Source organism: Streptomyces sp. NPDC002935, from assembly GCF_040611295.1.
Classification (GTDB): domain Bacteria; phylum Actinomycetota; class Actinomycetes; order Streptomycetales; family Streptomycetaceae; genus Streptomyces.
Map to the genome: position 1 here is coordinate 237,187 of NZ_JBEXNW010000002.1, position 20,365 is coordinate 257,551.

Here is a 20,365-nt window from a genome sequence, read left to right on the forward strand (position 1 = left end):
CCGAGTGGGCCGCTTACTGCCGCTTACATCCGCTTGATGCCTGTTGTCAGGGGGGGTGCGCGACCGCCTCGACGAGGGCTTGTTGACAATCGTTTCCACATTTGTTGAAAATGAGTGTCATGAACGTACGACGACGCCTCATATCCGGGTCCGCGGTCGTGGCGGCCACCGCCCTCGGCCTCGGCGCTCTCACCGCCTGCTCGGGTTCCGCCTCGGCCGACGGCAAGAACAACGGAAAACTCGACGTGGTGGCGTCGTTCTACCCCCTTCAGTACCTCGCCGAGCAGATCGGCGGGACGCATGTGAACGTCACGAACCTGACCCAGCCAGGCCAGGAGCCGCACGACCTGGAGATCAGCGCCCGGCAGACCGCGCGGCTCCAGGAGGCGGACGCCGTCCTGTACCTCAAGAACCTCCAGCCGGCCGTCGACGACGCGGTGGCCCAGGCCGAGGTGAAGACCAAGATCGACGCCGCTTCGCTGACGACGCTGGAGAAGCACGGCAACGAGGTCGGCGGGCACGCGGCCGCCCACGACGACAGCGCGGGCGAGGAGAGCGGGGCCACCGACCCGCACATCTGGCTCGACCCGGTGCGCTTCGGCGAGGTCGCCGAGGGGATCTCCGACGCGCTGAAGAAGGCCGACCCGAAGCACTCCGCGGACTACGAGAAGAACATGTCGGCGCTGCGGAAGAAGTTCGTCGCGCTGAACACCGACTTCCACAACGGTCTCGCGGACACGAAGACCAGGACCTTCATCACCACGCACGCCGCGTTCGGCTACCTCGCCGAGCGTTACGGGCTCACCGAGGAGGCCATCAACGGCCTGGACCCGGAGTCGGAGCCCAGCGCCAACCGGGTGAAGGGCCTGGAGGCGATGGCGAAGGCCGACGGCGTCACGACGGTGTTCTACGAGACGCTCGTCAGCGACAAGACGGCCAGGACGATCGCCGACGACGCGGGTCTTCGGACGGATGTCCTCGACCCGCTGGAGGGCATCACCGACAAGTCCAGGGGCAGCGACTACATGCAGGTCATGGAGTCGAACCTGAAGGCGCTGCAGACGGCTCTCGGCGCCAAGTGACCAGTGTGGAGGACGTCGTGAACGAGTCCGTCGTATCCCTGCGCGGTGTCCGGGCGGAGCTGGGTTCGCGCCCGGTCCTGCGCGGCATCGATCTCACGGTGCGCCGCGGGGAGGTCGTCGCGCTGCTCGGCGCGAACGGCTCCGGCAAGTCGACCGCGGTGCGCAGTGTCATCGGCCAGGTCGCCGTCAGCGCCGGCGAGATCGAGATCTTCGGCGTTCCGCGGCGCCGTTTCCGCGACTGGCACCGGGTGGGGTACGTCCCGCAGCGGACCACGGCGGCGGGCGGTGTACCGGCGACGGTGACCGAGATCGTCGCCTCGGGACGGCTGTCGCGTGCCCGTTTCGGCATGCTGCGCAAGGCCGATCACGCGGCCGTACGGCGGGCCCTGGAGCTCGTCGGGATGGCGGACCGCGCGAAGGACTCCGTGAACGCCCTGTCGGGCGGGCAGCACCAGCGGGTGCTCATCGCCCGCGCGCTGGCCTGCGAACCCGAACTGCTGATCATGGACGAGCCGATGGCGGGCGTGGACCTCGCCAGCCAGGAGGTGCTGGCCGCGACGCTGCGCGACCAGGTCGCCCAGGGCACGTCCGTCCTGCTCGTGCTGCACGAGCTGGGCCCCCTGGAGCCACTGATCGACCGCGCGGTCGTCCTGCGGGACGGCTGTGTGCTGCACGACGGCCCGCCGCCGCGGGCGGTCGGCCAGCACGCCCTGCCCGGCCACGACCACGTACACCCCCACGCGGCTCATGACGCCGAACCGATCCGGACGGGACTGCTGAGCTGATGGACATCCTCGACTACGCCTTCATGCAGCGGGCTCTGCTCGCCGCCGTCCTGGTGGGCATCACCGCGCCCGCCGTCGGCATCTACCTGGTCCAGCGCCGCCAGGCCCTCATGGGCGACGGGATCGGCCATGTGGCGATGACGGGTGTCGGCCTCGGCTTCCTGCTGTCCACGTCGCCGGTGTGGATGGCGATGGCCGTGTCCGTGCTGGGCGCCGTGCTCATGGAGCTGATCCGCTGGTACGGCAGGACGCGCGGCGACATCGCGCTGGCCATGCTCTTCTACGGGGGCATGGCGGGCGGCGTCATGTTCATCAACCTCGCGCCGGGCGGCTCGAACGCCAACCTGACCTCGTACCTCTTCGGCTCGCTGTCGACGGTGAGCGAGTCCGACGTGACGGCGATCTGTGTGCTGGCCGCCTTCGTCGTGCTCGTCACGCTGGGGCTGCGCCGGCAGCTGTTCGCGGTCAGCCAGGACGAGGAGTTCGCACGGGTGACCGGTCTGCCGGTGCGGGCCCTGAATCTGCTGACGGCGGTCACGGCGGCGGTCACGGTGACCGTCGCGATGCGGGTGGTCGGCCTGCTCCTCGTGAGCGCGCTGATGGTGGTGCCGGTGGCGGCGGCCCAGCAGCTCACCCGGAGCTTCGCGGCGACCTTCGCCATCGCGGTGGCGATCGGGGTGACCGTGACGATCGGCGGCACCGTGACGTCGTACTACCAGGACGTGCCGCCCGGCGCGACGATCGTGCTGCTGACGATCGGCGCGTTCATCGCGCTGACGGCGCTGGCGGCGCCGGTGGCCCGCCGCCGGGCCCGTGCCCTGGCCGCGGCGCAGGCGGCCGGGGACCCGGCCGAGTGCGCCATTCCGGCCGCGCGCGGCTCGGAGAGCACGGTCGGCGTCTGACCGGGCACAGCCCGGACTGGCACAATGGCCGGGCAAGGGCAGACGCGAGGAGGCAACGGTGACAACCGCTGGATCGCCCGTCCGGGGCCGTTCCACCCGGCAGCGTGCCGCCGTGGCGGCCGCGCTCGACGAGGTGGCCGAGTTCCGCAGTGCGCAGGAGCTCCACGACATGCTCAAGCACAAGGGCGACTCGGTCGGGCTCACCACGGTCTACCGCACGCTCCAGTCCCTGGCCGACGCCGGCGAGGTCGACGTCCTGCGCACGTCGGAGGGCGAGTCCGTCTACCGGCGCTGCTCCAGCGGCGAGCACCACCACCACCTCGTCTGCCGCGTGTGCGGCAAGGCCGTGGAGGTGGAGGGCCCGGCCGTCGAGAAGTGGGCGGAGGCCATCGCCGCGGAGCACGGCTACGTGAACGTGGCGCACACGGTCGAGATCTTCGGTACGTGCGCGGACTGCGCGGCGGCGAAGGGCTGAGCCCACTGTGCGCGGACGCCCCAGGGCGTCAGACGCGGGTCAGGCTGCGGTCGAGGATCGCCCGCAGCCTGTCCACGTCCGCGGGGGTGTGCGCGGCGCGCTTGGGCAGCACGGTGAAGCCGACGGCGTTCTTGTCGGGGCTGAGCATGACGAAGGTGTCAGCCGTCTCCCGGTAGCGGGGCTGTGCGACCCAGTTGAGCGTCATCGTGGTGTTGTCCGTGGCCACTGTCACCCCGGCGTCCGTGACGGTCACCCGGAAGGTGCCCTGGACCTCCGCGAAGCGTTGCACCTGGCGGGCCTGGAGCCAGGGCGTCAGAAAGAAGAGGGGCGCGAAAAGGACAAGCCAGATCACGGGAAGCGTGGACGCGTCCTGTCCGGACAGCGCGAGCGCGAACTCCAGGGCGACCACGACGGCGGCGCCACCCAGCACCCAGAACTGCCTTCGGCCCGCCTTGCTGACGCCTCTGCGCGCTCTCAGCGCCGACGACAGATCGCGGACGGTAGGCCGGTACTCCAGCTCGACGGCATCCGCCCCGTGCCCCTGCGGCTGCCCCGGCAACTCCTGCTGCGGCGCAGCACCCTGGCCCTCGATCACGGCCCCTCCCCGGTTCGGTAGTGATGAGCCATGATCGTAAGGCCAGGTTGTGACAACGCCCCGGGCGGCAGGTGTTACGAGCCGTCGCCCCGCATGCCCTGCTCCATGGCGAGCAGGTCCTCGTTCGGGACGGCGCCGCCGAAGCGGCGGTCGCGCTGCGCGTACTCGACGCAGGCCCGCCACAGGTCACGTCGGTCGAAGTCGGGCCACAGCACGTCCTGGAACACCATCTCGGCGTAACTCGACTGCCAGATGAGGTAGTTGGAGATGCGCTGCTCACCGCTGGGGCGCAGGAACAGGTCGACGTCCGGCATGTCCGGGTAGTACAGGTACTTCTGGATGGTCTTCTCGGAGACCTTGTCGGGGTCGAGCCGGCCGGCGGCGACGTCGGCGGCCATCGCCTTGGCGGCGTCCGCGAGCTCGGCACGCCCGCCGTAGTTGACGCAGAAGTACAGCGTCATGGCGTCGTTGTCCGTCGTCTGCTCCTGGGCGATCTGGAGCTCCTGGACGACGGACTTCCACAGCTTGGGCATACGGCCGACCCAGCGGATCCGGATGCCGAGCTCGTCCATCTCGTCGCGGCGGCGCCGGATCACGTCCCGGTTGAAGTTCATGAGGAAGCGCACCTCGTCGGGCGAGCGCTTCCAGTTCTCGGTGGAGAAGGCGTAGAGGGAGAGGTTCTTCACACCCATCTCGACGCAGCCCTTGAGGACGTCCATGACGACGCCCTCGCCGACCCGGTGCCCCTCGGTGCGCGGCAGCCCGCGCTCCTTGGCCCACCGGCCGTTCCCGTCCATGACGACCGCCACATGGTTCGGGATGAGCTCGCCGGGGAGTTTGGGCGCGCGGGCACCGGACGGGTGCGGTTCCGGCGTCCTGTACTCGCGGCGCTGGCGTCCCAGGATCCCGCGTACGACCATGTGCTTCTCGTCTCCCTCTCGCGTGCGCTCGGCGCTCGTGTTGCTCTACTTGCTGTTCTTACTGTTCTTGCTGTTCTTGCTGTTCTTAAGTGCTCTTGCCGCTCTTGTGCGCTGCTGCCGCTCTCGCGCGCCCGGGTGGCGCCTACTTCTCCACGTACCGCAGGGAACGCAGTCCGCGCTCCAGATGCCAGTGGAGATAGGCCGACACCAGCCCGCTGCCCTCCCGGACGTGCCGCGGTTCGCTCGCGTCCGCGGTCTCCCAGTCTCCCGTGAGCAGCGCGCCGAGGAGTTCGAGGGCCTGAGGCGAGGGTACGACGCTGCCGGGCACCCGACAGTCGACGCAGACGGAACCTCCCGCGGCGACCGAGAAGAACCGGTTCGGTCCCGGCATGCCGCATTTGGCGCAGGAGCTGAAGCTGGGCGCGTAGCCGTTGACGGCGAGGGAGCGCAGCAGGAAGGCGTCGAGGACGAGGTGCGGCTCGTGCTCGCCCCGGGCGAGCGTACGGAGGCCGCCGACGAGCAGCAGATACTGCTGCACGGCGGGTTCCCCCTCGTGGTCGGTGAACCGCTCGGCGGTCTCCAGCATCGCGGTGCCCGCGGTGTAGCGCGCGTAGTCCGTGACGATCCCGCTACCGTACGGAGCGATCGTCTCACCCTGTGTGCACAGGGGCAGGCCGCGTCCGATCAGTTCGCTACCCCGCGCGAAGAACTGCACGTCCACGTGGGAGAAGGGTTCGAGGCGCGCCCCGAACTTGGACTTGGTCCGCCGGACGCCGCGCGCCACCGCCCGCACCCGCCCGTGACCGCGTGTGAGCAGGGTGATGATCCGGTCCGCCTCACCCAGTTTCTGGGTGCGCAGCACGATGCCGTCGTCGCGGAACAGACTCATGCGGCCCATTCTCGCCTACGGCGCCCGCCCCCCGGCCCCGATGGGGCTCTTTGCGCCGGGGCACCTCCACGGGGCGCGTCGCGGCGGCTGTGTGCGGCCCCGCCCCGGCATGGTCCCGGCCTGCCCGCCGGGCGCCCGGCCGGCTGCCTTCGTCACCGGTCAGGCGACGCGTTCCAGGCCGGCCTCCACGGACTGCCGGGTGCCGTCCCGCTTGGTCGACTCGTAGGCGAAGTCCATGCTGTCCCCGGGGTTCAGCGTGAGGGTGATGCGGCCGTTCGTGACGCAGTTGCCGGACTGGATGTCCTCCCCGAGCGTCACCTGGTCGCCGCCGCCGACCGCCGTCAGGGTGACGACGCCGTAGCAGTCGGAGGACTCCATCGCGTAGTGGATGCTGCCGACCTGTTCCCGCCGGGTCCCGCCGCCCAGCTCCACGGTGACGCGGTAGTGGTCGGTCCTGGTGGCGTCGACCTCCTCGGCGTAGCCCTGCCAGCGCCCGAGGAACTCCTCCGGCACGCCGACGGCCGCCGGAGCGATGGCGGCCCCGTCGGAGGGACCGGACACTCCGGGTGCCGTGGACGCGCTCGGTGGCCCAGACGTGCGGGGAGCACCGGGGTCATCGGGCACGCCGGGTGTGTCGGAGGCGGGTGACGCGCCGCCGAGCGGCGGACGGGAGCCGCTCTGTTCCACCTCCCCGCTCAGCTGCACGAACAGTCCGATGACAGCCGCGACGATCGTGGCAGCGGCGCCGATCAGGGCCACGACGAGCGCGGTCCGATGGGAGTCGCCCGGGGCCGGACGGGACGGGCGCTGCGGCCCCGCGTAGGGATCCGTCGGGGACTGCGGTCTGGTCATGGAGCTGCCTCGGGTTCGTGGTTCTGAGGAAGATCAGGCCATATTGCCGCCCAGACACCGCACTTGTGCGACTTTCACGCAATTCTACGGGAATAGATCATGGTGAATCGATTCGCCCCTCTCGCGTCACCGACGTCACGGGCATCATCGGCGCCATCGGGTACGCGGTCCTCCCGCGCTCACCGGTTCACGGACACCAGCCCCGCCTCGTAAGCGATGATCACGAGCTGGACGCGGTCCCGCGCGTCCAGCTTCGAGAGCAGGCGGGTGAGGTACGTCTTCGCCGTGGCCACGCTGATGAAGAGCCGCTCGGCTATCTCCGTGTTGGACAGCCCGGTACCGACCAGTGTCAGGACCTCGCGTTCGCGTTCGGTGATGCCCTTCAACTCGCGCTGTGCCCGGGCCAGTTCGGGGCGGGAGGCAGTGAAGTCCCGGATGAGCCGACGGGTGACACCGGGGGCGATGAGGGCGTCCCCGGCCGCCACCACGCGGATCGCCGCGATGATGTCGTCCAGGCCCATGTCCTTGACCAGGAATCCGGACGCGCCCGCGCGCAGCGCCCCGTACACGTAGTCGTCATCGTCGAAGGTCGTCAGCACGACGATCCTCGATTCGCTGCTCGGTCCGGCGGCGGCCGCGGTGATCCGGCGCGTGGCCTCGATGCCGTCCATGCCGGGCATGCGGATGTCCATGACGACCACATCGGGGCGGAGTTGTCCGGCGAGGGCCACGGCTTCCTCGCCGTTCGCCGCCTCGCCCACCACCTCCATGTCCTCGATGTCGGCGATGACCATGCGCAGGGCCGTGCGGATGAGCTGCTGGTCGTCGGCGAGGACCACGCGGACCGTCATCGGGCGGCCGCCGTGCTCGTGGCCGGCAGCGGGAGGCGGGCGCTCACGCGAAAGCCGCCCTCGGGGCGCGGACCCGCGGTGAACTCGCCGTGCAGCAGGGCGGTTCGCTCGCGCATACCGATGAGGCCGAATCCCGTGTCCGTGGTGGCGCCCCTCCCCCGGCCGTCGTCGGTGATCTCGACGGCGACCTCCGTGTCGCGGTGCTCGACGGTCACCCGGCAGGCGGTCGTCGCCGCGTGCCGTACGACGTTGGTGATGGACTCCTGGACGATCCGGAACGCGGACAGGTCGATGTCCGGCGGGAGTTGACGCCGCTCGCCGCTCCAGCGGACGTCCACGCGGACCCCCGCGGCCGTCGTCGCGGCGGCGAGCCGGTCGAGGTCGGCGAGCCCCTCGGCGGGACGGAGCGGCGCCGTCTGCGGGGTGCGGGACCGGTTCCCGCCGGGCGCGGGGGAACGGTCCGGCTCCGCGGGGTCGTGTTCCCTGGACCGGCCCGGCGCGTCGGGGTCGCCCTCTTCGCGCAGGCCGCTCTGTGTGCCGGAGGCGCCACTCCCCGGGGCCCCGGACGGGTGGGCCCGGTCGCTCCGGTCCTGGTCGGCCTGGCGCAGGGCGACGAGCATGCGGCGGAGCCCGGCGAGGGTCTCGCGGCCGGCCGTCTCGACCGCTGTCATCGCCTCGCGGGCGGCGTCAGGCTGGGTGTGCACGACACGGGCCGCCGCGCCGGCCTGGAGGGCGATGATGCCGATGCTGTGGGCGACCATGTCGTGCATCTCGCGGGCGATGCGCAGGCGTTCGTCGGTGACGGCCTGACCCGCGGCCCGGACGCGCAGTTGCTCGGCGTGGACGCGGGTGCGGTGGGCGGAGTCGCCGAGCAGCCAGGAGACGACGACGGTCAGGGCCACGGTCAGTTCGACGAGTGTGCCGACACCCCATCCGTGCAGCAGCCGTACCGTCAGCCAGGCGACCAGGAGGGCGAGCGCCATGGTGAGCGCGGTGACTCCGGTACGGCGGGGGCGTGCGGCCGCGATGAAGTAGAGGGCGATGTCGACGGCCAGGTACTGGGCGAGCTGGATCGCGCCCACAGCGAGGTTGATGGTGATGAAGGCGGCCGCCGCGAGCAGCAGAGTGAAGGCCGCCAGGGGCCGGCGCGTGAGCAGCCGCCCGCCGGCCAGGGCCAGGGCGCACGACACCGCGAGGATCAGCAGGCCGTCCCAGCGGTAGAACTGGGCGGCGACCAGCTCGTTGGCCGTCTGCTCGCCGGGCAGCCGGATCCGCGCGAGGAACGTGAACAGAGTGCTGGCGCACCAGGCCAGGGCCACCCAGGCGCCGGGCGGCACCCGCTTGAGCGGGGGAATCGGCGGCGTGACATGCATGCGCCGATCGTAGGCAGGCGGTGTGGCGCGGACATCGGCCCGTGGACGTACAACCGGGGTCGACAGGCCTGGCCGGAGAGTGTCCGCGCCGGGGCGATGCGTCCGACCGGCCGTCGACGGGACGGTGTGGGGGTGATCGAAGTCGACGAACTGACGAAGAGATACGGCGACACGACGGCCGTACGACGGCTGACGTTCCAGGTGCGCCCGGGGCACGTCACCGGGTTCCTCGGCCCGAACGGAGCGGGCAAGACGACGACCCTGCGCATGCTGCTCGGGCTGGTCGCGCCGACCGCCGGGACGGCCACCGTCGACGGACGCCCGTTCCGGGACCGCCCGCGCGGACTGCGCCATGTCGGCGCGCTCCTGGACGCGGGCGATGTGCACGGCGGGCGCAGTGCGCGGGCCCATCTGTCGGCTCTGGCCCGCGGCAACCGGATCCCGGCGGGCCGGGTCGACGAGGTGCTGCGGGAGGTGGGGCTTTCGGGCTCGGCCGCCCGCCGCCGCGTGGACGGCTACTCGCTGGGCATGAAGCAACGTCTGGGGATCGCGAGCGCGTTGCTCGGCGATCCGCCGGTGCTGCTGTTCGACGAACCGCTCAACGGCCTCGACCCGGAAGGCGTGTTGTGGGTGCGCGGCCTGTTCCGCGGACTCGCGGGCGAGGGCCGCACGGTCTTCGTCTCCAGTCACCTCATGTCGGAGATGGAGAACACAGCGGACGAGTTGATCGTCATCGGGCGGGGTGAGCTGATCGCCGCGGAGAGCGTGGCGCGGTTCGCGGCGCGAGGCACCCGGCAGACCGTGACGGTCCGCACACCGGACGTCGGACGGCTGACGGCGGTGCTGTCCGCCGAGGGTGCGGCGGTGGCGCCGTACGACGGACGGACGTTGAAGGTGTCGGCGCTGAGCGCGGCGCATATCGGCGAACTCGCCTTCCAGCACCGGATTCTGCTCGAAGAGCTGACCCCGCAGGCCGCCTCTCTGGAAGCGGCCTTCATGGAACTGACCGCCGACAGTGCCGAATTCCTCGCCGGAGACTCCCGATGACGACCACCGCCGCGCCTGCCGCCCCCGCCTCCACCCCCGCTCCCCGTTTCGGCGACCTCGTCGCCGCCGAGTGGATCAAGCTCTGCTCGCTGCGTTCGACGTACTGGGCGCTGGGCGCCGGTGCACTGGCGGTGATCGCGTTCAACGCGAACGCGGCACGGGTGGACGCCGCCGACCACCCGCGCTTCAACGACCAGATGCGTGCGCAGATCGCCCGGTTGGCCCTGCGGGACGCCTTCACCGACGGCTCCGCGATGATCCTGGTCCTGGCGGTGGCGAGCATCGGCGCGATCACGATCGTGGGCGAGTACGCGACCGGGCTGGTGCGTACGACCTTCGCGGCCGTTCCCGACCGGCGTGCGCTGATGGCGGCGAAGGTGACCCTGCTGACCGCCGTGATGACGGTCTACGGCGCGTTCGTCGCGGGCGCTTCCTTCGCCTCCAGCCAGGCGATCCTCTCGACCCGGGACGCGGGCGTCTCCCTCACTCACCCCGGCGCGCTGCGCGTCGTCTGTGCCTCGGCGCTCCTCGCCCCGGTCTGCGCGCTCGCCGGGATGGCGCTCGGGGCCCTGATCCGGCACAGCGCGACCACGATGGTCGCCGCCACCGCCGTGCTCCTGCTGATCCCCACCTTCATCACCGACCGCTATGCCTGGGCGGCCACGGTGAAGCACGCCCAGCCCGTCAACGCGTGGAACCGTCTGGCGGACATCGCCTACGCCCACGATCCGTTCACGCTGGTCCCCCGACATCAGGCGACGGTCACGGGCGCCTGGATCACGTTCGCCGCCTGGGCCGCGGTGGCGGCCGTCGTCGCGATCGTGGCGGTGGACCGCCGGGACGTGTGAGGCGGGCGTCGGAGACCTGCGGGGCCGAGTCCGGGACGCTTGCGGCAGGAAGCCGGGACGCGTGGGGATGATGTGCGCCCGGAGGGGGCCGTCCGGATCAGCCCTGGGCGCCGAAGCGGCGCACGTAGGCGCGCTGCCACGGTGTCTCCACCGCGTGCCGGTCGTAGTGCCGGCGTACGTACGCCACCGCTTCCCCGGGCGGTACGCCGTCGAGGACGGCGACGCAGGCCAGGGCCGTTCCGGTGCGGCCCCGGCCGCCGCGGCAGGCGATCTCGACGCGCTCGCCGGCCGCCCGCCGCCAGGCCTCGGTGAGGACCGCGCGGGCCTCGGCGCGGTCGGCGGGCAGCCGGAAGTCCGGCCAGCGCAGCCAGTGCGCTTCCCAGGGGACCGGGGGCGGCTGTCCGCCGAGCAGGTGAACGGCGTACGTGGGCGCCGGGCCGCCGTCGGCGGGGAGCGGCCGGCGCAGGGCCCGGCCCCGGATCAGCCGCCCGGAGGGCAGGAACAGCACACCCGCGCCACCCGGGTCCCAGGCACCACCGCCGGCAGCACTGTCGGCACCGCCGCCGACGCCGGTGCCGGGCCGCGCGCCGGGATGCGATCCGAGGTCCGCGTCGGGTTCCGCGTCGGGTTCGATTTCGGCCACGGGACCAGCGTAGGGCGGGACCAGGTCGCCCCGAGGGTCAAGGGCCGGGACAGAGCAGGCCAGGGAAGCGCAGGCCTGGGGAAAGCAGGCCCGGGAAAGCAGGCTCACGAACACCAGGCTCGGGTCAGCTCACTCCGCGGGAGCCCTGCGCTGCCCGGGACTCGATGCCGCGGAAGTGGTCGGCCATCGCGCGCCGGGTCCCCTCGACATCCCGCACCCGCAGGGCGGTGAGGATGTCGCGGTGGCGGCGGGCCGTCACCTCCGGGGTGATGTCGTCGGTCCAGCCGCGCACCACGGCGACCCGCCGGAAGACGGTCCAGAACGCGCCGAGCAACTGGGGCACGAGCGGGTTGCCGAGCGACGCGTACAGCAACTCGTGGAACTCGCTGTCGAGTTCGGGGAAGGAGCGGCCGTCGAGGCCCGCCGACTCCATCTCCGTGACGACGGCTTCGAGCCGGTCCAGCTCCTCCTCGGTCAGCACCTCGACCACCCGGCTTATCAGACCCTCCTCCAGCACCTCGCGGACCTGGAGGATCTCGGCCAGCGCCCCGGTCGGATCGTCCGGACGGGCGAGCGTGCGGAAGGTCAGACCGTCGACGAACGGCGTCATGGACGCCTCGCCGACATAGGTGCCGTAGCCGTGCCGGATCTCGACTATGTCGAGCGCCTGGAGGGCCTTGAGCGCCTCACGGACCGAGTTGCGGCTGACGCCGAGATCGGTCATCAGCTCGGTCTCGGTGGGCAGTGGCGCACCGGCCGGAAGCCCCTGGTCGAGGATCAGCTGCATGACCTCGCGCTGGATCTGACTGCTCACCCGGCGCTCGGGCCGACGCCGGTTCCCGGTCTCCTCAGGCATGCGCCGCATCGTACGCTCGCTGGACATCGGACGTCCCACCTCCGGGCTGATTAAACGCCAAGTTCGGCCAACTACCCCTGTTTCATACCGCCATTGGTCGCACCTGTGGAAGATACGCCATTCGTGTGCGATCCCTTGACCCCCTCCGCGCCCCCTCTTATGGTCACGCTGCCCCCTATGACGTAGGACGTCGTATCTCCTGCTCCCGGGCCATCGCACCGCCCGCTCCACCGCCCCACCGGACCGCTCAACTGGACCACTCCTTGCTGGAGGAACCGTGCGCGACGTGACCCACACTCCGGCGCTGCACCGCCGGTCGTTCCTGAAGTACACCGGCGCCCTGGGCGCGGCCGCCACCCTCTCCTCGTCCCTCGCCGCCTGCTCGTCCGGGCCGGAGTCCACGAACGACACCGGCGGCTCGGGCAGCGGCAGGAACGCCACGCTGACGGCCGTGATCGGCTACGGGAACGACGGCAGCTGGGATCCGACGCAGACCGCGTCCGCCTTCTGCATGGCCGCCAACAACCACATCTACGAGGGCCTGCTCGACACCGACCCGATCTCCCGCGAGCCCTACGCCGCGCTCGCCACCCAGGTGCCCGCCGACCTCACCGGCACGTCCTGGAAGTTCACACTGCGGGCGGGTGCCACGTTCCACGACGGGAAGCCGGTCACCGCCGACGACGTCGTCTTCGTCTTCGACCGGATACTGGATCCGAAGACCCAGACCCTCGCCAAGGGCTTCTTCGCGAGCTGGCTGAAGGAAGTCCGCAAGATCGACGCGCAGAACGTCGAGCTGGTCCTCAAGTTCCCCTTTCCCGAGGGGATCTCCCGGCTCACCCTGGCGAAGATCATGCCCAAGCACGTCTTCTCCCAGCCGGGCGCCTGGGACGACGCGATCAAGGGCAAGGCGATCGGCTCGGGACCGTACCGGCAGACCGCGCACCACCCGAAGTCGAACACGACGTTCGAGGCGTTCGCCGCCTACAACGGACCGCGCAAGCCCGCTTTCAAGAAGATGAACTGGCTGACCATAGTGGATGCCGCGCCCCGCGTCGCCAAGATCTCCGGGGCGAGCGCCGGTGCCCAGATCGCCGACAACATCCCGTACGCCAACATCGAGCAGCTCCGCAAGGGCGGCATGACCGTCCAGGGCGGCGCGGGCATGAACAACCTGTTCCTCATGTTCAACACCCGGCACAAGCCGTTCGACGACGTACGCGTCCGCCAGGCGCTCCACTACGCCATCGACACCGGCAAGATGGTCGAGGTCGCGCTCAAGGGGCACGGGAGGCCGTCGAGTTCCTTCCTCAACGAGGCCAACCCCTCCTACCGGCCCGCGAAGACCGTCTACGCCTACGACCCGGAGAAGGCGAAGAAGCTCCTGAAGGAGGCCGGGGTCAAGGGGCTGAAGATCGAGATCCTGTCGGTGAACGTCAGCTGGATCGTCGACTGCCTGCCGACCATCAAGGCGTCCTGGGACGCGATCGGCGTGCAGACGACGCTGTCCCCGCAGGAGACCACGGCCGTGTTCACCAAGATGGACCAGAAGCAGGACTACCAGGTCGTCGCCGCCGCCTCGAACCCCAACCAGTTCGGCCTCGACGCCGACCTGATCATGCACTACAACTACGGCCCGCAGAACCTCTGGATGGGCTACGCCCGCTGGGCCGGCGACCCGGTCGCCAAGCAGCTCTTCAAGGACATGGACCGGGCGACGCAGGAGCCGGACGCCGACAAGAAGAAGACGATGATCCAGGACTACATCGACGTCGTCGCCGAACAGGCCGTGCTCTACCCGGTCGTGCACAACGAGCTGATGACCGCGTGGAATCCGCAGCGGCTCGCGGGGATAAGGCCCCAGCCCTACCCGGGCATCAACCTGCTGCAAGCCAAGTGGGTCTAGTCGCCGAGGGAGTTGATACGTGGTCGCCATCGTCAGGATCCTGCTGCGCCGTGTCGCGCTGCTCGTGCCGCTGATGCTCGGGATCGTCCTGTTCGTGTTCCTGGTGATGCGGTTCTCGGACGTCGATCCGGCGTCGGCGTTCTTCCAGGGCGCCAACCCGACCCCGCAGCAGCTGCACGACTTCAGAGAGCAGAACGGCCTGCTCGATCCGCTGCCCGTGCGCTACTTCCACTTCGTGGCGGACCTGGTGCACGGCGACATGGGCACCAGCGCGCTGACCCGGGCGCCGGTCGTCGAGCAGGTCACCACCGCGCTACCGCTCACGCTCCAGCTCACCTTCCTGGGGCTCGGCATCGCGGTGGTGCTGTCGCTGCTCGGCGGGGTCACGGCCGCGATCTACCGCGACCGGCTGCCCGACCAGATCATCCGGGTCGTGTCCCTGACCGGGGTCGCGGCGCCGGGCTTCTGGCTGGCGCTGCTGATGATCCAGTATCTCGCCGTCGACCAGGGCTGGTTCCCGACCGGCGGCTACATCAACCCGGCCGACTCGCTGTCCGGCTGGCTGAAGACCATGGCGCTGCCCGCGCTCGCGCTCTCCCTGCCGGTCGCGGCCCAGCTCACCCGGATCGTCAGGACATCCGTGGTCGAGGAGCTCGACAAGGACTACGTGCGCACCGCGATCGGCAGCGGGCTGCCGCCCCGGGTGGTCGTCGGCCGCAACGTCCTGCGCAACGCCCTGATGAACCCGCTCACCGTGCTGGGCCTGCGCGTGGGCTATCTGCTGGGCGGCGCGGTCGTCATCGAGACGATCTTCTCGCTGCCCGGCATGGGCAAGCTGATGATCGACGCCGTGAAGAACGGTGACCCGGCGGTCGTGCAGGGCGTCGTCCTGACCACGGCCGTCGGTTTCGTGGTCGTGAACCTCGTCATCGACATCCTGTATCTGCTGGTCAACCCACGACTGAGGGACGCGACCTGATGTTCACGCGGAAGGAACTGGCGGGGGTCCTCGCCCGGCCCGGTGTCCGGCTGCGCGGCTGGCGCAGGCTGCCGCCGCTGTCGAAGATCGCGGTCTGCTTCCTGGCCGTGGTCGTCCTGACGGCGCTGTTCGCCCCCCTGCTCGCGCCGCACGACCCGCTCGACCAGCAGCCGCCGGTGGACAGCACCGGGCATCCGTCGGCCGGCCACTGGATGGGGCAGGACAGTCTCGGCCGGGACATCCTCAGCCGGCTGATGTACGGGGCGCGCTGGTCGCTGGCGATCGGTCTCGGCGCCACCGCGCTCGCCCTGGTCGTGGGAGCCCTGCTCGGCGCGCTCGCCGCGACCTCGCGCAAGGCGGTCGACGAGACGCTGATGCGCTGCCTGGACGTCGTGATGGCGTTCCCCGGCATCGCGCTCGCCGCCGTGCTCGTCGCCGTGTTCGGCGGCGGCATCACCGTACTGATCTGCGCGATCGCGTTCCTGTTCACCCCGCCGGTCGCCCGGGTCGTGCGGGCGAACGTCCTCGACCAGTACGGGGAGGACTACGTCACGGCCGAGCAGGTGATCGGCGCCCGCACCCCGCACATCGTCCTCAGGCACGTGGCCGTCAACTGCGCGGCCCCGATCCTGGTGTTCTGCACCGTGCAGGTCGCCGAGGCCATCGTCTTCGAGGCCTCGCTGTCGTTCATCGGCGCGGGCGTACGGCCCCCGGACCCGTCCTGGGGCAGTGTCATCGCCGACGGCAAGAACATGGTCCTGACCGGCGGCTGGTGGGCCACCGTCTTCCCCGGCCTGCTGATGCTGGTCACCGTGCTGTCGCTGAACATCCTGTCCGAAGGTGTCTCCGACGCGTGGGCCGCTCCGGCGGCCCGTGAGGTGTCCGTGCCCCCCGCCGAGGACCGCCTCGAAGCCCCCGAGCCGGGCAGCGGCACGGTCCTCGAACTGCCCGGTCTGGCGGAGGCCGCCGCGCGGCTTCGCTCACGGGCCCGGCCGCTCCCCACGGGCCGGCAGCCCGTCCTCGCCGTCGAGCACCTGGCCATCGGCTTCGACAACCGGCACAGCGGTGTGGACATCGTCGACGGCATCAGCTTCGAGGTGTATCCGGGCGAAGTCCTGGGCCTGGTCGGCGAGTCGGGCTGCGGCAAGTCGCTGACGGCCCTGACCGTGATGGGCCTGGAGCCGAAGGGCGCCCGGGTGCGCGGCCATGTCCGTTTCAACCAACGGCAGTTGGTGGGCGAGCCGATGCGGGTACGGCGCCGGCTGCTGGGCCACGAGATGGCGATGGTCTACCAGGACGCACTGTCGTCCCTGAACCCGGCGATGACGATCAGGGCGCAGCTCAAGCAGGTGATACGACGGGGCGGCAAGCGCACGGCGGCCGAGCTCCTCGCTCTGGTCGGCCTCGATCCCGAGCGCACGCTGCGCAGTTACCCCCACGAGCTCTCCGGCGGCCAGCGCCAGCGTGTCCTGATCGCGATGGCGCTGTCCCGGGAGCCCCGGCTGATCGTCGCGGACGAACCGACGACGGCCCTGGACGTGACGGTCCAGGCGCAGGTCATAGAGCTGCTGCTGAGGCTGCGGGCGGAGCTGGACTTCGCCCTGATCCTCGTCTCGCACGACCTGGCGCTGATCTCGGCGGTCACCGACCGGGTGGTCGTGATGTACGGCGGCCAGATCGTGGAGACGGGGGTGACGGCGGACCTGGTGGAGTCCCCTGCGCACCACTACACGCGCGGGCTGCTGGGCAGCGTGCTGTCCCTGGAGTCGGCGGCGGAGCGCATGACGCAGATCAGGGGAGTCGTCCCCTCCCCCGCCGACTTCCCGGCCGGCTGCCGGTTCGCCGACCGGTGTCCGATGGCGAGCGAGGTGTGCCGGACGACGGCGCCGGACCTGGTCGGCACGCACACGCACACGGCGGCCTGCCACCACCCGGCCGTCGACCTGGTGACCACGGAGAGCGAGGCCGTCACATGAGGGTTCCGCCGACGGCGCCCGGGGCCGTCACATGACCGCGCCGGTGCGGGAGACCGAGGTCAGCCGGACGGACGCGCTGGTCCGGCTGACCGACGCGCATGTCGTCCACAAGGCGCGCAGCGGCGGTGTGTTCACCCGGGACCGGGTGTACGCCCTGACCGGCGTCGATCTCACCATCGTGCCCGGCGAGACGATCGGTGTCGTCGGCGAGTCGGGCTGCGGCAAGTCGACGCTCGCGAAGGTGCTGGTGGGGGTGCAGCGGCCGACCTCCGGCACCGTGACCTTCCGCGGCCGTGACCTGTGGTCCCTGAAACCGGACGAGCGGCGCAGGGCCGTCGGCAGCAGCACGGGCATGATCTTCCAGGACCCGTCGACGGCTCTGAACCGCCGGCTGCCCGTGCAGCGGATCCTGCGCGACCCGCTGGATGTGCACCGGCGCGGCACCCCGGCCGAACGGGCCGATCGGGTGAAGGAGTTGATGTCCCTGGTCGGCTTGCCCCGGGCCCTCGCGGACGCTCTGCCCGGCCAGCTCTCCGGTGGTCAGCGCCAGCGCGTGGCGATCGCCCGCGCCCTGGCCCTCGATCCCGACCTGGTGGTGGCCGACGAGCCGACCAGCGCGCTGGACGTGTCGGTCCGCGCGCAGATCCTCAACCTCCTCCTCGATCTGAAGGAGCGCCTCGGCCTGGCCCTGGTGTTCGTGTCCCACGACATCCAGACGGTGCGGCGGATGAGCGACCGGGTGATCACGATGTACCTCGGCCGGATCGTGGAGGAGTCTCCGGCCGACGAGGTCACCGACCGCTCCCGTCATCCGTACACCCGGGCCCTGTTCTCGGCGACTCCGGGTCTGCTGGATCCGATCGACCCGATTCCGCTGACCGGACCCGTCCCTTCGGCGACGCGCCCGCCGAGCGGCTGCCCCTTCCGCACCCGGTGCTGGAAGGCGGACGAGGAATGCGCCACCCTGATGCCCGACTTCACGGCCGCGTCGACGCCCGGCCACCGCTTCCGATGTCACCATCCTGTGGAGGAGGGCCGGTCGACGCGCGCCCTGGTCGCGCAGGCTGCCGAGTCCGCCGCGGAGGCCGCCGCCACGGCCGACGTTCCGTTCCAGCAGCACATCAGGGAGCCCTCATGACCTTCCCCGCCCCGCTGACCGGTGTCGTACCGCCCGTCTGCACGCCCCTGACACCGGACCGCGAGGTGGACGTCCTGTCGCTCACCCGGCTGATCGACCATCTGGTGGACGGCGGGGTGCACGGCCTGTTCGTTCTCGGTTCGACGTCCGAGGTGGCGTATCTGACGGACGCGCAACGCAGGCTGGTGGTGGAGACGACGGCGCGGCATGTCGCCGGTCAGCTCCCCGTGCTGGCCGGTGCGATCGACATGACGACGCCGCGCGTCCTGGACCACGCGAGCGCCGCCCGCGCCGCGGGCGCGGACGCGATCGTCGTGACGGCCCCCTTCTACACCCGTACCCATCCCGCGGAGATCGCCCGCCATTTCCGCGTCGTCGCCGCCCGCGCGTCGCTCCCCGTCTTCGCGTACGACCTGCCGGCCTCCGTCCACACCAAACTGGGCCCCGACCTGGTCCTCGAACTCGCCGCCGACGGTGTCCTGGCCGGCCTCAAGGACTCCAGCGGCGACCTCGGTGCCTTCCGCACGGTCGTCACCGGCGCTCGCAACCACCCCGGCATCACCGGTTTCACCGCGCTCACCGGCTCCGAGGTGGTCGTCGACTCGGCGCTGGCCCTCGGCGCGGACGGCGTGGTCCCCGGCCTGGCCAATGTGGACCCGGCGGGCTACGTACGGCTGTACGAGCTGTGCGCGGCGGGCGACTGGGAGCGGGCCCGGGCGGAGCAGGAGCGGCTGTGCGAGCTGTTCGGCATGGTGAGCGTCGGCGACCCCGCCCGGATGGGCGGCAGCTCCTCGGCCCTCGGCGCCTTCAAGGCCGCGCTGTCCCTGCGCGGTGTCATCGGCTGCCCCGCGACAGCGGAACCCCAGGTGCCGCTGTCGCAGGGAGAGGTCGAGCGGGTCGGGAAGTACGTGGCGGCGGCGGGGCTGCTGTAGCGGGGCCGGACACCGCTATCCGAGCAGCCCGCTCACCGGCAGGCGCCTGAACTCGATGCTTTCGTACGGTCCCGTGACGCCCGTCTCGTAGAGGATCCCGACCCGGGAGGCGCCGAGCTGCACGAGGTCCGAGTAGGCGGCTCGCTGCGTGGACAGGGTGGTCGCCTTCACGAAGGTCGCGCCGCCGGTCGTGCTGCGCCAGACGGCCATGGACTGGCGGACGGTGGGGACGGAGGGACCGGAGAAGAGGAGGGGTGCGGAGCGGCCGGCCAGCTGGAGGACGCTGCCCTGGACGACGGGGACCTCGTTCAGGGTGGGCTGGACGGCGAAGGGGCGGTCCAGGGTTTCGGCGCCGTCGCTGGAGTAGGAGTCGAGGCGGTTGCCGGGACTTGTGCCGTTCTGGTCGCGCGAGCTGAAGTAGAGCCGCCCGTCAGGGAGTTCGGCCACGGCGCTCTCGTTGGCGTTGTCTGCCCCGTCGTACGCGTCGTCGACGAAGCCGAGCCGCCAGGTGAACCCGCCGTCGTCGCTGTAGAGCGCGTGCCCTCCGTAGTACTTGGGCTCCTGACCGGTGTCGGCGGACCCGGCCGGCGGAGCGGCGGAGTGGTTGGCGGGCACCACCAGGCGCCCGGCGTGCGGTCCGTGCCGCAGCGCGATCGCGTGGCCGGGGCCGGTGGCGTACCAGCGCCAGCCCGGCAGCTTGGTCTGTGCCGTGATGTCCCGCGGGGCGGAGAAGTGCCGCCCGTCGTCGCGGCTGGTCTGGACGAAGACGCGTCGGCTCTGTTCCGCCGTGACCTCGCCCCGCATGATCTGCGCCTCGGTCACCGCGCCGCTGTTGTAGGAGGTGAGGAGGACGATCCGGCCGGTCCGGCGGTCCACCATGGGCGCGGGGTTGCCGCGGGTGTCGCCGCCGCCCGACGCGACGACCTGGAGCGGGCTCCAGGTGCAGCCGCCGTCGAACGAACGTCTGAGGACGACATCGATGTTCCCGGTGTCACCGGCCCCGCTGTGCCGTCCCTCGGCGAAGGCGAGCAGCGTGCCGGCCCGGGTCGTGACGGTCGCGGGGATGCGGTACGTGTCATAGCCCTCCTGGCCCGCCGTGTACGGGACGGAGGAGGTGCAGCCCCGGCCGGCCAGGGGCGCGGCCGAGGCGGTGCCGCCGGTGGCGGTGAGGGCGGTGAAGGTGGCGAGGAGTCCGGCGGCGGCTGCGAACGCGACCATGCGGCTCATGCTGGTCATGGCACTCCCTGGACTACGTCGACTGCATCGGACATGGAACGTGGGACGTGGGATGTCCTGGAGAACCTAATGTGCCCCGG

20 protein-coding genes are annotated in these 20,365 nt (G+C 71.1%); 11 read left to right on the forward strand and 9 right to left on the reverse strand.

Annotation, left to right across the window (positions count from 1 at the left end):
- The first annotated feature begins 119 nt into the window (after window positions 1-119).
- Genes ABZX90_RS03200 through ABZX90_RS03215 form a run of 4 tightly spaced genes read left to right on the forward strand, consistent with a single transcriptional unit; the run spans window position 120 to window position 3,244 of the window.
- The gene (locus ABZX90_RS03200; RefSeq protein ID WP_351119490.1) at window positions 120-1,082 is read left to right on the forward strand and encodes a zinc ABC transporter substrate-binding protein; all 963 of its coding nucleotides are present in this window, start codon (window positions 120-122) and stop codon (window positions 1,080-1,082) included.
- A gap of 17 nt (window positions 1,083-1,099) precedes the next feature.
- A complete protein-coding gene (locus tag ABZX90_RS03205; RefSeq protein WP_355201122.1) occupies window positions 1,100-1,867 on the forward strand; it encodes a metal ABC transporter ATP-binding protein in 768 nt (255 codons plus the stop codon).
- Window positions 1,867-2,769, forward strand: a complete 903-nt coding sequence (locus tag ABZX90_RS03210; protein ID WP_351119492.1) for a metal ABC transporter permease — start codon at window positions 1,867-1,869, stop codon at window positions 2,767-2,769. The genes ABZX90_RS03205 and ABZX90_RS03210 overlap by 1 nt, the downstream gene beginning before the upstream one ends.
- Before the next feature lie 58 nt (window positions 2,770-2,827).
- Window positions 2,828-3,244 carry a transcriptional repressor gene (locus ABZX90_RS03215; protein WP_351119493.1) on the forward strand — a complete coding sequence of 139 codons (417 nt, stop codon included), beginning with the start codon at window positions 2,828-2,830 and terminating at the stop codon, window positions 3,242-3,244.
- Window positions 3,245-3,272: 28 nt separating this feature from the next.
- Here ABZX90_RS03215 and ABZX90_RS03220 read toward each other — a convergent pair whose 3' ends face one another.
- From ABZX90_RS03220 to ABZX90_RS03245, 6 genes are all read right to left on the reverse strand, one after another.
- The gene (locus ABZX90_RS03220; RefSeq protein ID WP_351119494.1) at window positions 3,273-3,839 is read right to left on the reverse strand and encodes a YcxB family protein; all 567 of its coding nucleotides are present in this window, start codon (window positions 3,837-3,839) and stop codon (window positions 3,273-3,275) included.
- Between the two features lie 74 nt (window positions 3,840-3,913).
- Window positions 3,914-4,759 carry an isoprenyl transferase gene (locus ABZX90_RS03225; protein ID WP_351119495.1) on the reverse strand — a complete coding sequence of 282 codons (846 nt, stop codon included), beginning with the start codon at window positions 4,757-4,759 and terminating at the stop codon, window positions 3,914-3,916.
- Window positions 4,760-4,901: 142 nt separating this feature from the next.
- Window positions 4,902-5,648, reverse strand: a complete 747-nt coding sequence (recO, locus tag ABZX90_RS03230; RefSeq protein ID WP_351119496.1) for a DNA repair protein RecO — start codon at window positions 5,646-5,648, stop codon at window positions 4,902-4,904.
- A gap of 159 nt (window positions 5,649-5,807) precedes the next feature.
- Entirely contained in the window at window positions 5,808-6,500 is a 693-nt protein-coding gene (locus ABZX90_RS03235; protein WP_355201125.1) for a hypothetical protein, read from the reverse strand.
- Window positions 6,501-6,679: 179 nt separating this feature from the next.
- Entirely contained in the window at window positions 6,680-7,351 is a 672-nt protein-coding gene (locus tag ABZX90_RS03240) for a response regulator transcription factor (protein ID WP_355201127.1), read from the reverse strand.
- Complete coding sequence (locus tag ABZX90_RS03245) at window positions 7,348-8,724, reverse strand: histidine kinase (RefSeq protein ID WP_355201129.1); 1,377 nt, start codon at window positions 8,722-8,724, stop codon at window positions 7,348-7,350. Before ABZX90_RS03245 ends, ABZX90_RS03240 begins: the two co-directional genes overlap by 4 nt.
- Before the next feature lie 132 nt (window positions 8,725-8,856).
- Between ABZX90_RS03245 and ABZX90_RS03250 the strand changes: the two genes are divergently transcribed.
- Both ABZX90_RS03250 and ABZX90_RS03255 read left to right on the forward strand, forming a co-directional pair.
- A complete protein-coding gene (locus ABZX90_RS03250) occupies window positions 8,857-9,771 on the forward strand; it encodes an ATP-binding cassette domain-containing protein (RefSeq protein WP_355201130.1) in 915 nt (304 codons plus the stop codon).
- On the forward strand, window positions 9,768-10,619 hold the full coding sequence (locus ABZX90_RS03255; protein WP_355201132.1) for an ABC transporter permease: 852 nt from the start codon (window positions 9,768-9,770) through the stop codon (window positions 10,617-10,619). The genes ABZX90_RS03250 and ABZX90_RS03255 overlap by 4 nt, the downstream gene beginning before the upstream one ends.
- Before the next feature lie 97 nt (window positions 10,620-10,716).
- On the opposite strand, the gene ABZX90_RS03260 is transcribed toward ABZX90_RS03255, so the two are convergent.
- Together ABZX90_RS03260 and ABZX90_RS03265 are read right to left on the reverse strand one after the other, a co-directional pair.
- The gene (locus ABZX90_RS03260) at window positions 10,717-11,127 is read right to left on the reverse strand and encodes a protein phosphatase (RefSeq protein ID WP_351119794.1); all 411 of its coding nucleotides are present in this window, start codon (window positions 11,125-11,127) and stop codon (window positions 10,717-10,719) included.
- Between the two features lie 259 nt (window positions 11,128-11,386).
- Window positions 11,387-12,127, reverse strand: coding sequence for a FadR/GntR family transcriptional regulator (locus ABZX90_RS03265; protein WP_351119797.1), 741 nt, complete (start codon window positions 12,125-12,127; stop codon window positions 11,387-11,389).
- Between the two features lie 268 nt (window positions 12,128-12,395).
- Here ABZX90_RS03265 and ABZX90_RS03270 point away from each other — a divergent pair, with 268 nt between their 5' ends.
- The 5 genes from ABZX90_RS03270 to ABZX90_RS03290 are packed head-to-tail and all read left to right on the forward strand — an operon-like array spanning window position 12,396 to window position 19,049.
- Window positions 12,396-14,024, forward strand: a complete 1,629-nt coding sequence (locus ABZX90_RS03270) for an ABC transporter substrate-binding protein (RefSeq protein ID WP_355201134.1) — start codon at window positions 12,396-12,398, stop codon at window positions 14,022-14,024.
- A gap of 19 nt (window positions 14,025-14,043) precedes the next feature.
- A complete protein-coding gene (locus tag ABZX90_RS03275) occupies window positions 14,044-15,003 on the forward strand; it encodes an ABC transporter permease (RefSeq protein WP_351119504.1) in 960 nt (319 codons plus the stop codon).
- Complete coding sequence (locus tag ABZX90_RS03280) at window positions 15,003-16,979, forward strand: dipeptide/oligopeptide/nickel ABC transporter permease/ATP-binding protein (RefSeq protein WP_355201136.1); 1,977 nt, start codon at window positions 15,003-15,005, stop codon at window positions 16,977-16,979. The genes ABZX90_RS03275 and ABZX90_RS03280 overlap by 1 nt, the downstream gene beginning before the upstream one ends.
- Window positions 16,980-17,010: 31 nt before the next feature.
- Window positions 17,011-18,117, forward strand: coding sequence for an ABC transporter ATP-binding protein (locus ABZX90_RS03285; protein ID WP_355201138.1), 1,107 nt, complete (start codon window positions 17,011-17,013; stop codon window positions 18,115-18,117).
- Window positions 18,114-19,049 (forward strand): dihydrodipicolinate synthase family protein, encoded by a 936-nt coding sequence (locus ABZX90_RS03290; protein WP_355201140.1) that lies wholly within the window; start codon window positions 18,114-18,116, stop codon window positions 19,047-19,049. Before ABZX90_RS03285 ends, ABZX90_RS03290 begins: the two co-directional genes overlap by 4 nt.
- A gap of 15 nt (window positions 19,050-19,064) precedes the next feature.
- On the opposite strand, the gene ABZX90_RS03295 is transcribed toward ABZX90_RS03290, so the two are convergent.
- Window positions 19,065-20,285, reverse strand: coding sequence for a sialidase family protein (locus ABZX90_RS03295; RefSeq protein ID WP_355201142.1), 1,221 nt, complete (start codon window positions 20,283-20,285; stop codon window positions 19,065-19,067).
- Window positions 20,286-20,365: the final 80 nt, after the last annotated feature.

What these genes read in the sequence shown, in the direction of transcription:
- ABZX90_RS03210 (WP_351119492.1), top strand. Translation starts at nt 1,867, where the DNA reads ATGGACATCCTCGACTACGCCTTCATGCAGCGGGCTCTGCTCGCCGCC.
- ABZX90_RS03295 (WP_355201142.1), bottom strand. Translation starts at nt 20,285, where the DNA reads ATGACCAGCATGAGCCGCATGGTCGCGTTCGCAGCCGCCGCCGGACTC.
- ABZX90_RS03265 (WP_351119797.1), bottom strand. Translation starts at nt 12,127, where the DNA reads ATGCGGCGCATGCCTGAGGAGACCGGGAACCGGCGTCGGCCCGAGCGC.
- ABZX90_RS03235 (WP_355201125.1), bottom strand. Translation starts at nt 6,500, where the DNA reads ATGACCAGACCGCAGTCCCCGACGGATCCCTACGCGGGGCCGCAGCGC.
- ABZX90_RS03280 (WP_355201136.1), top strand. Translation starts at nt 15,003, where the DNA reads ATGTTCACGCGGAAGGAACTGGCGGGGGTCCTCGCCCGGCCCGGTGTC.
- recO (WP_351119496.1), bottom strand. Translation starts at nt 5,648, where the DNA reads ATGAGTCTGTTCCGCGACGACGGCATCGTGCTGCGCACCCAGAAACTG.
- ABZX90_RS03225 (WP_351119495.1), bottom strand. Translation starts at nt 4,759, where the DNA reads ATGGTCGTACGCGGGATCCTGGGACGCCAGCGCCGCGAGTACAGGACG.
- ABZX90_RS03245 (WP_355201129.1), bottom strand. Translation starts at nt 8,724, where the DNA reads ATGCATGTCACGCCGCCGATTCCCCCGCTCAAGCGGGTGCCGCCCGGC.
- ABZX90_RS03240 (WP_355201127.1), bottom strand. Translation starts at nt 7,351, where the DNA reads ATGACGGTCCGCGTGGTCCTCGCCGACGACCAGCAGCTCATCCGCACG.
- ABZX90_RS03285 (WP_355201138.1), top strand. Translation starts at nt 17,011, where the DNA reads ATGACCGCGCCGGTGCGGGAGACCGAGGTCAGCCGGACGGACGCGCTG.
- ABZX90_RS03290 (WP_355201140.1), top strand. Translation starts at nt 18,114, where the DNA reads ATGACCTTCCCCGCCCCGCTGACCGGTGTCGTACCGCCCGTCTGCACG.
- ABZX90_RS03200 (WP_351119490.1), top strand. Translation starts at nt 120, where the DNA reads ATGAACGTACGACGACGCCTCATATCCGGGTCCGCGGTCGTGGCGGCC.
- ABZX90_RS03255 (WP_355201132.1), top strand. Translation starts at nt 9,768, where the DNA reads ATGACGACCACCGCCGCGCCTGCCGCCCCCGCCTCCACCCCCGCTCCC.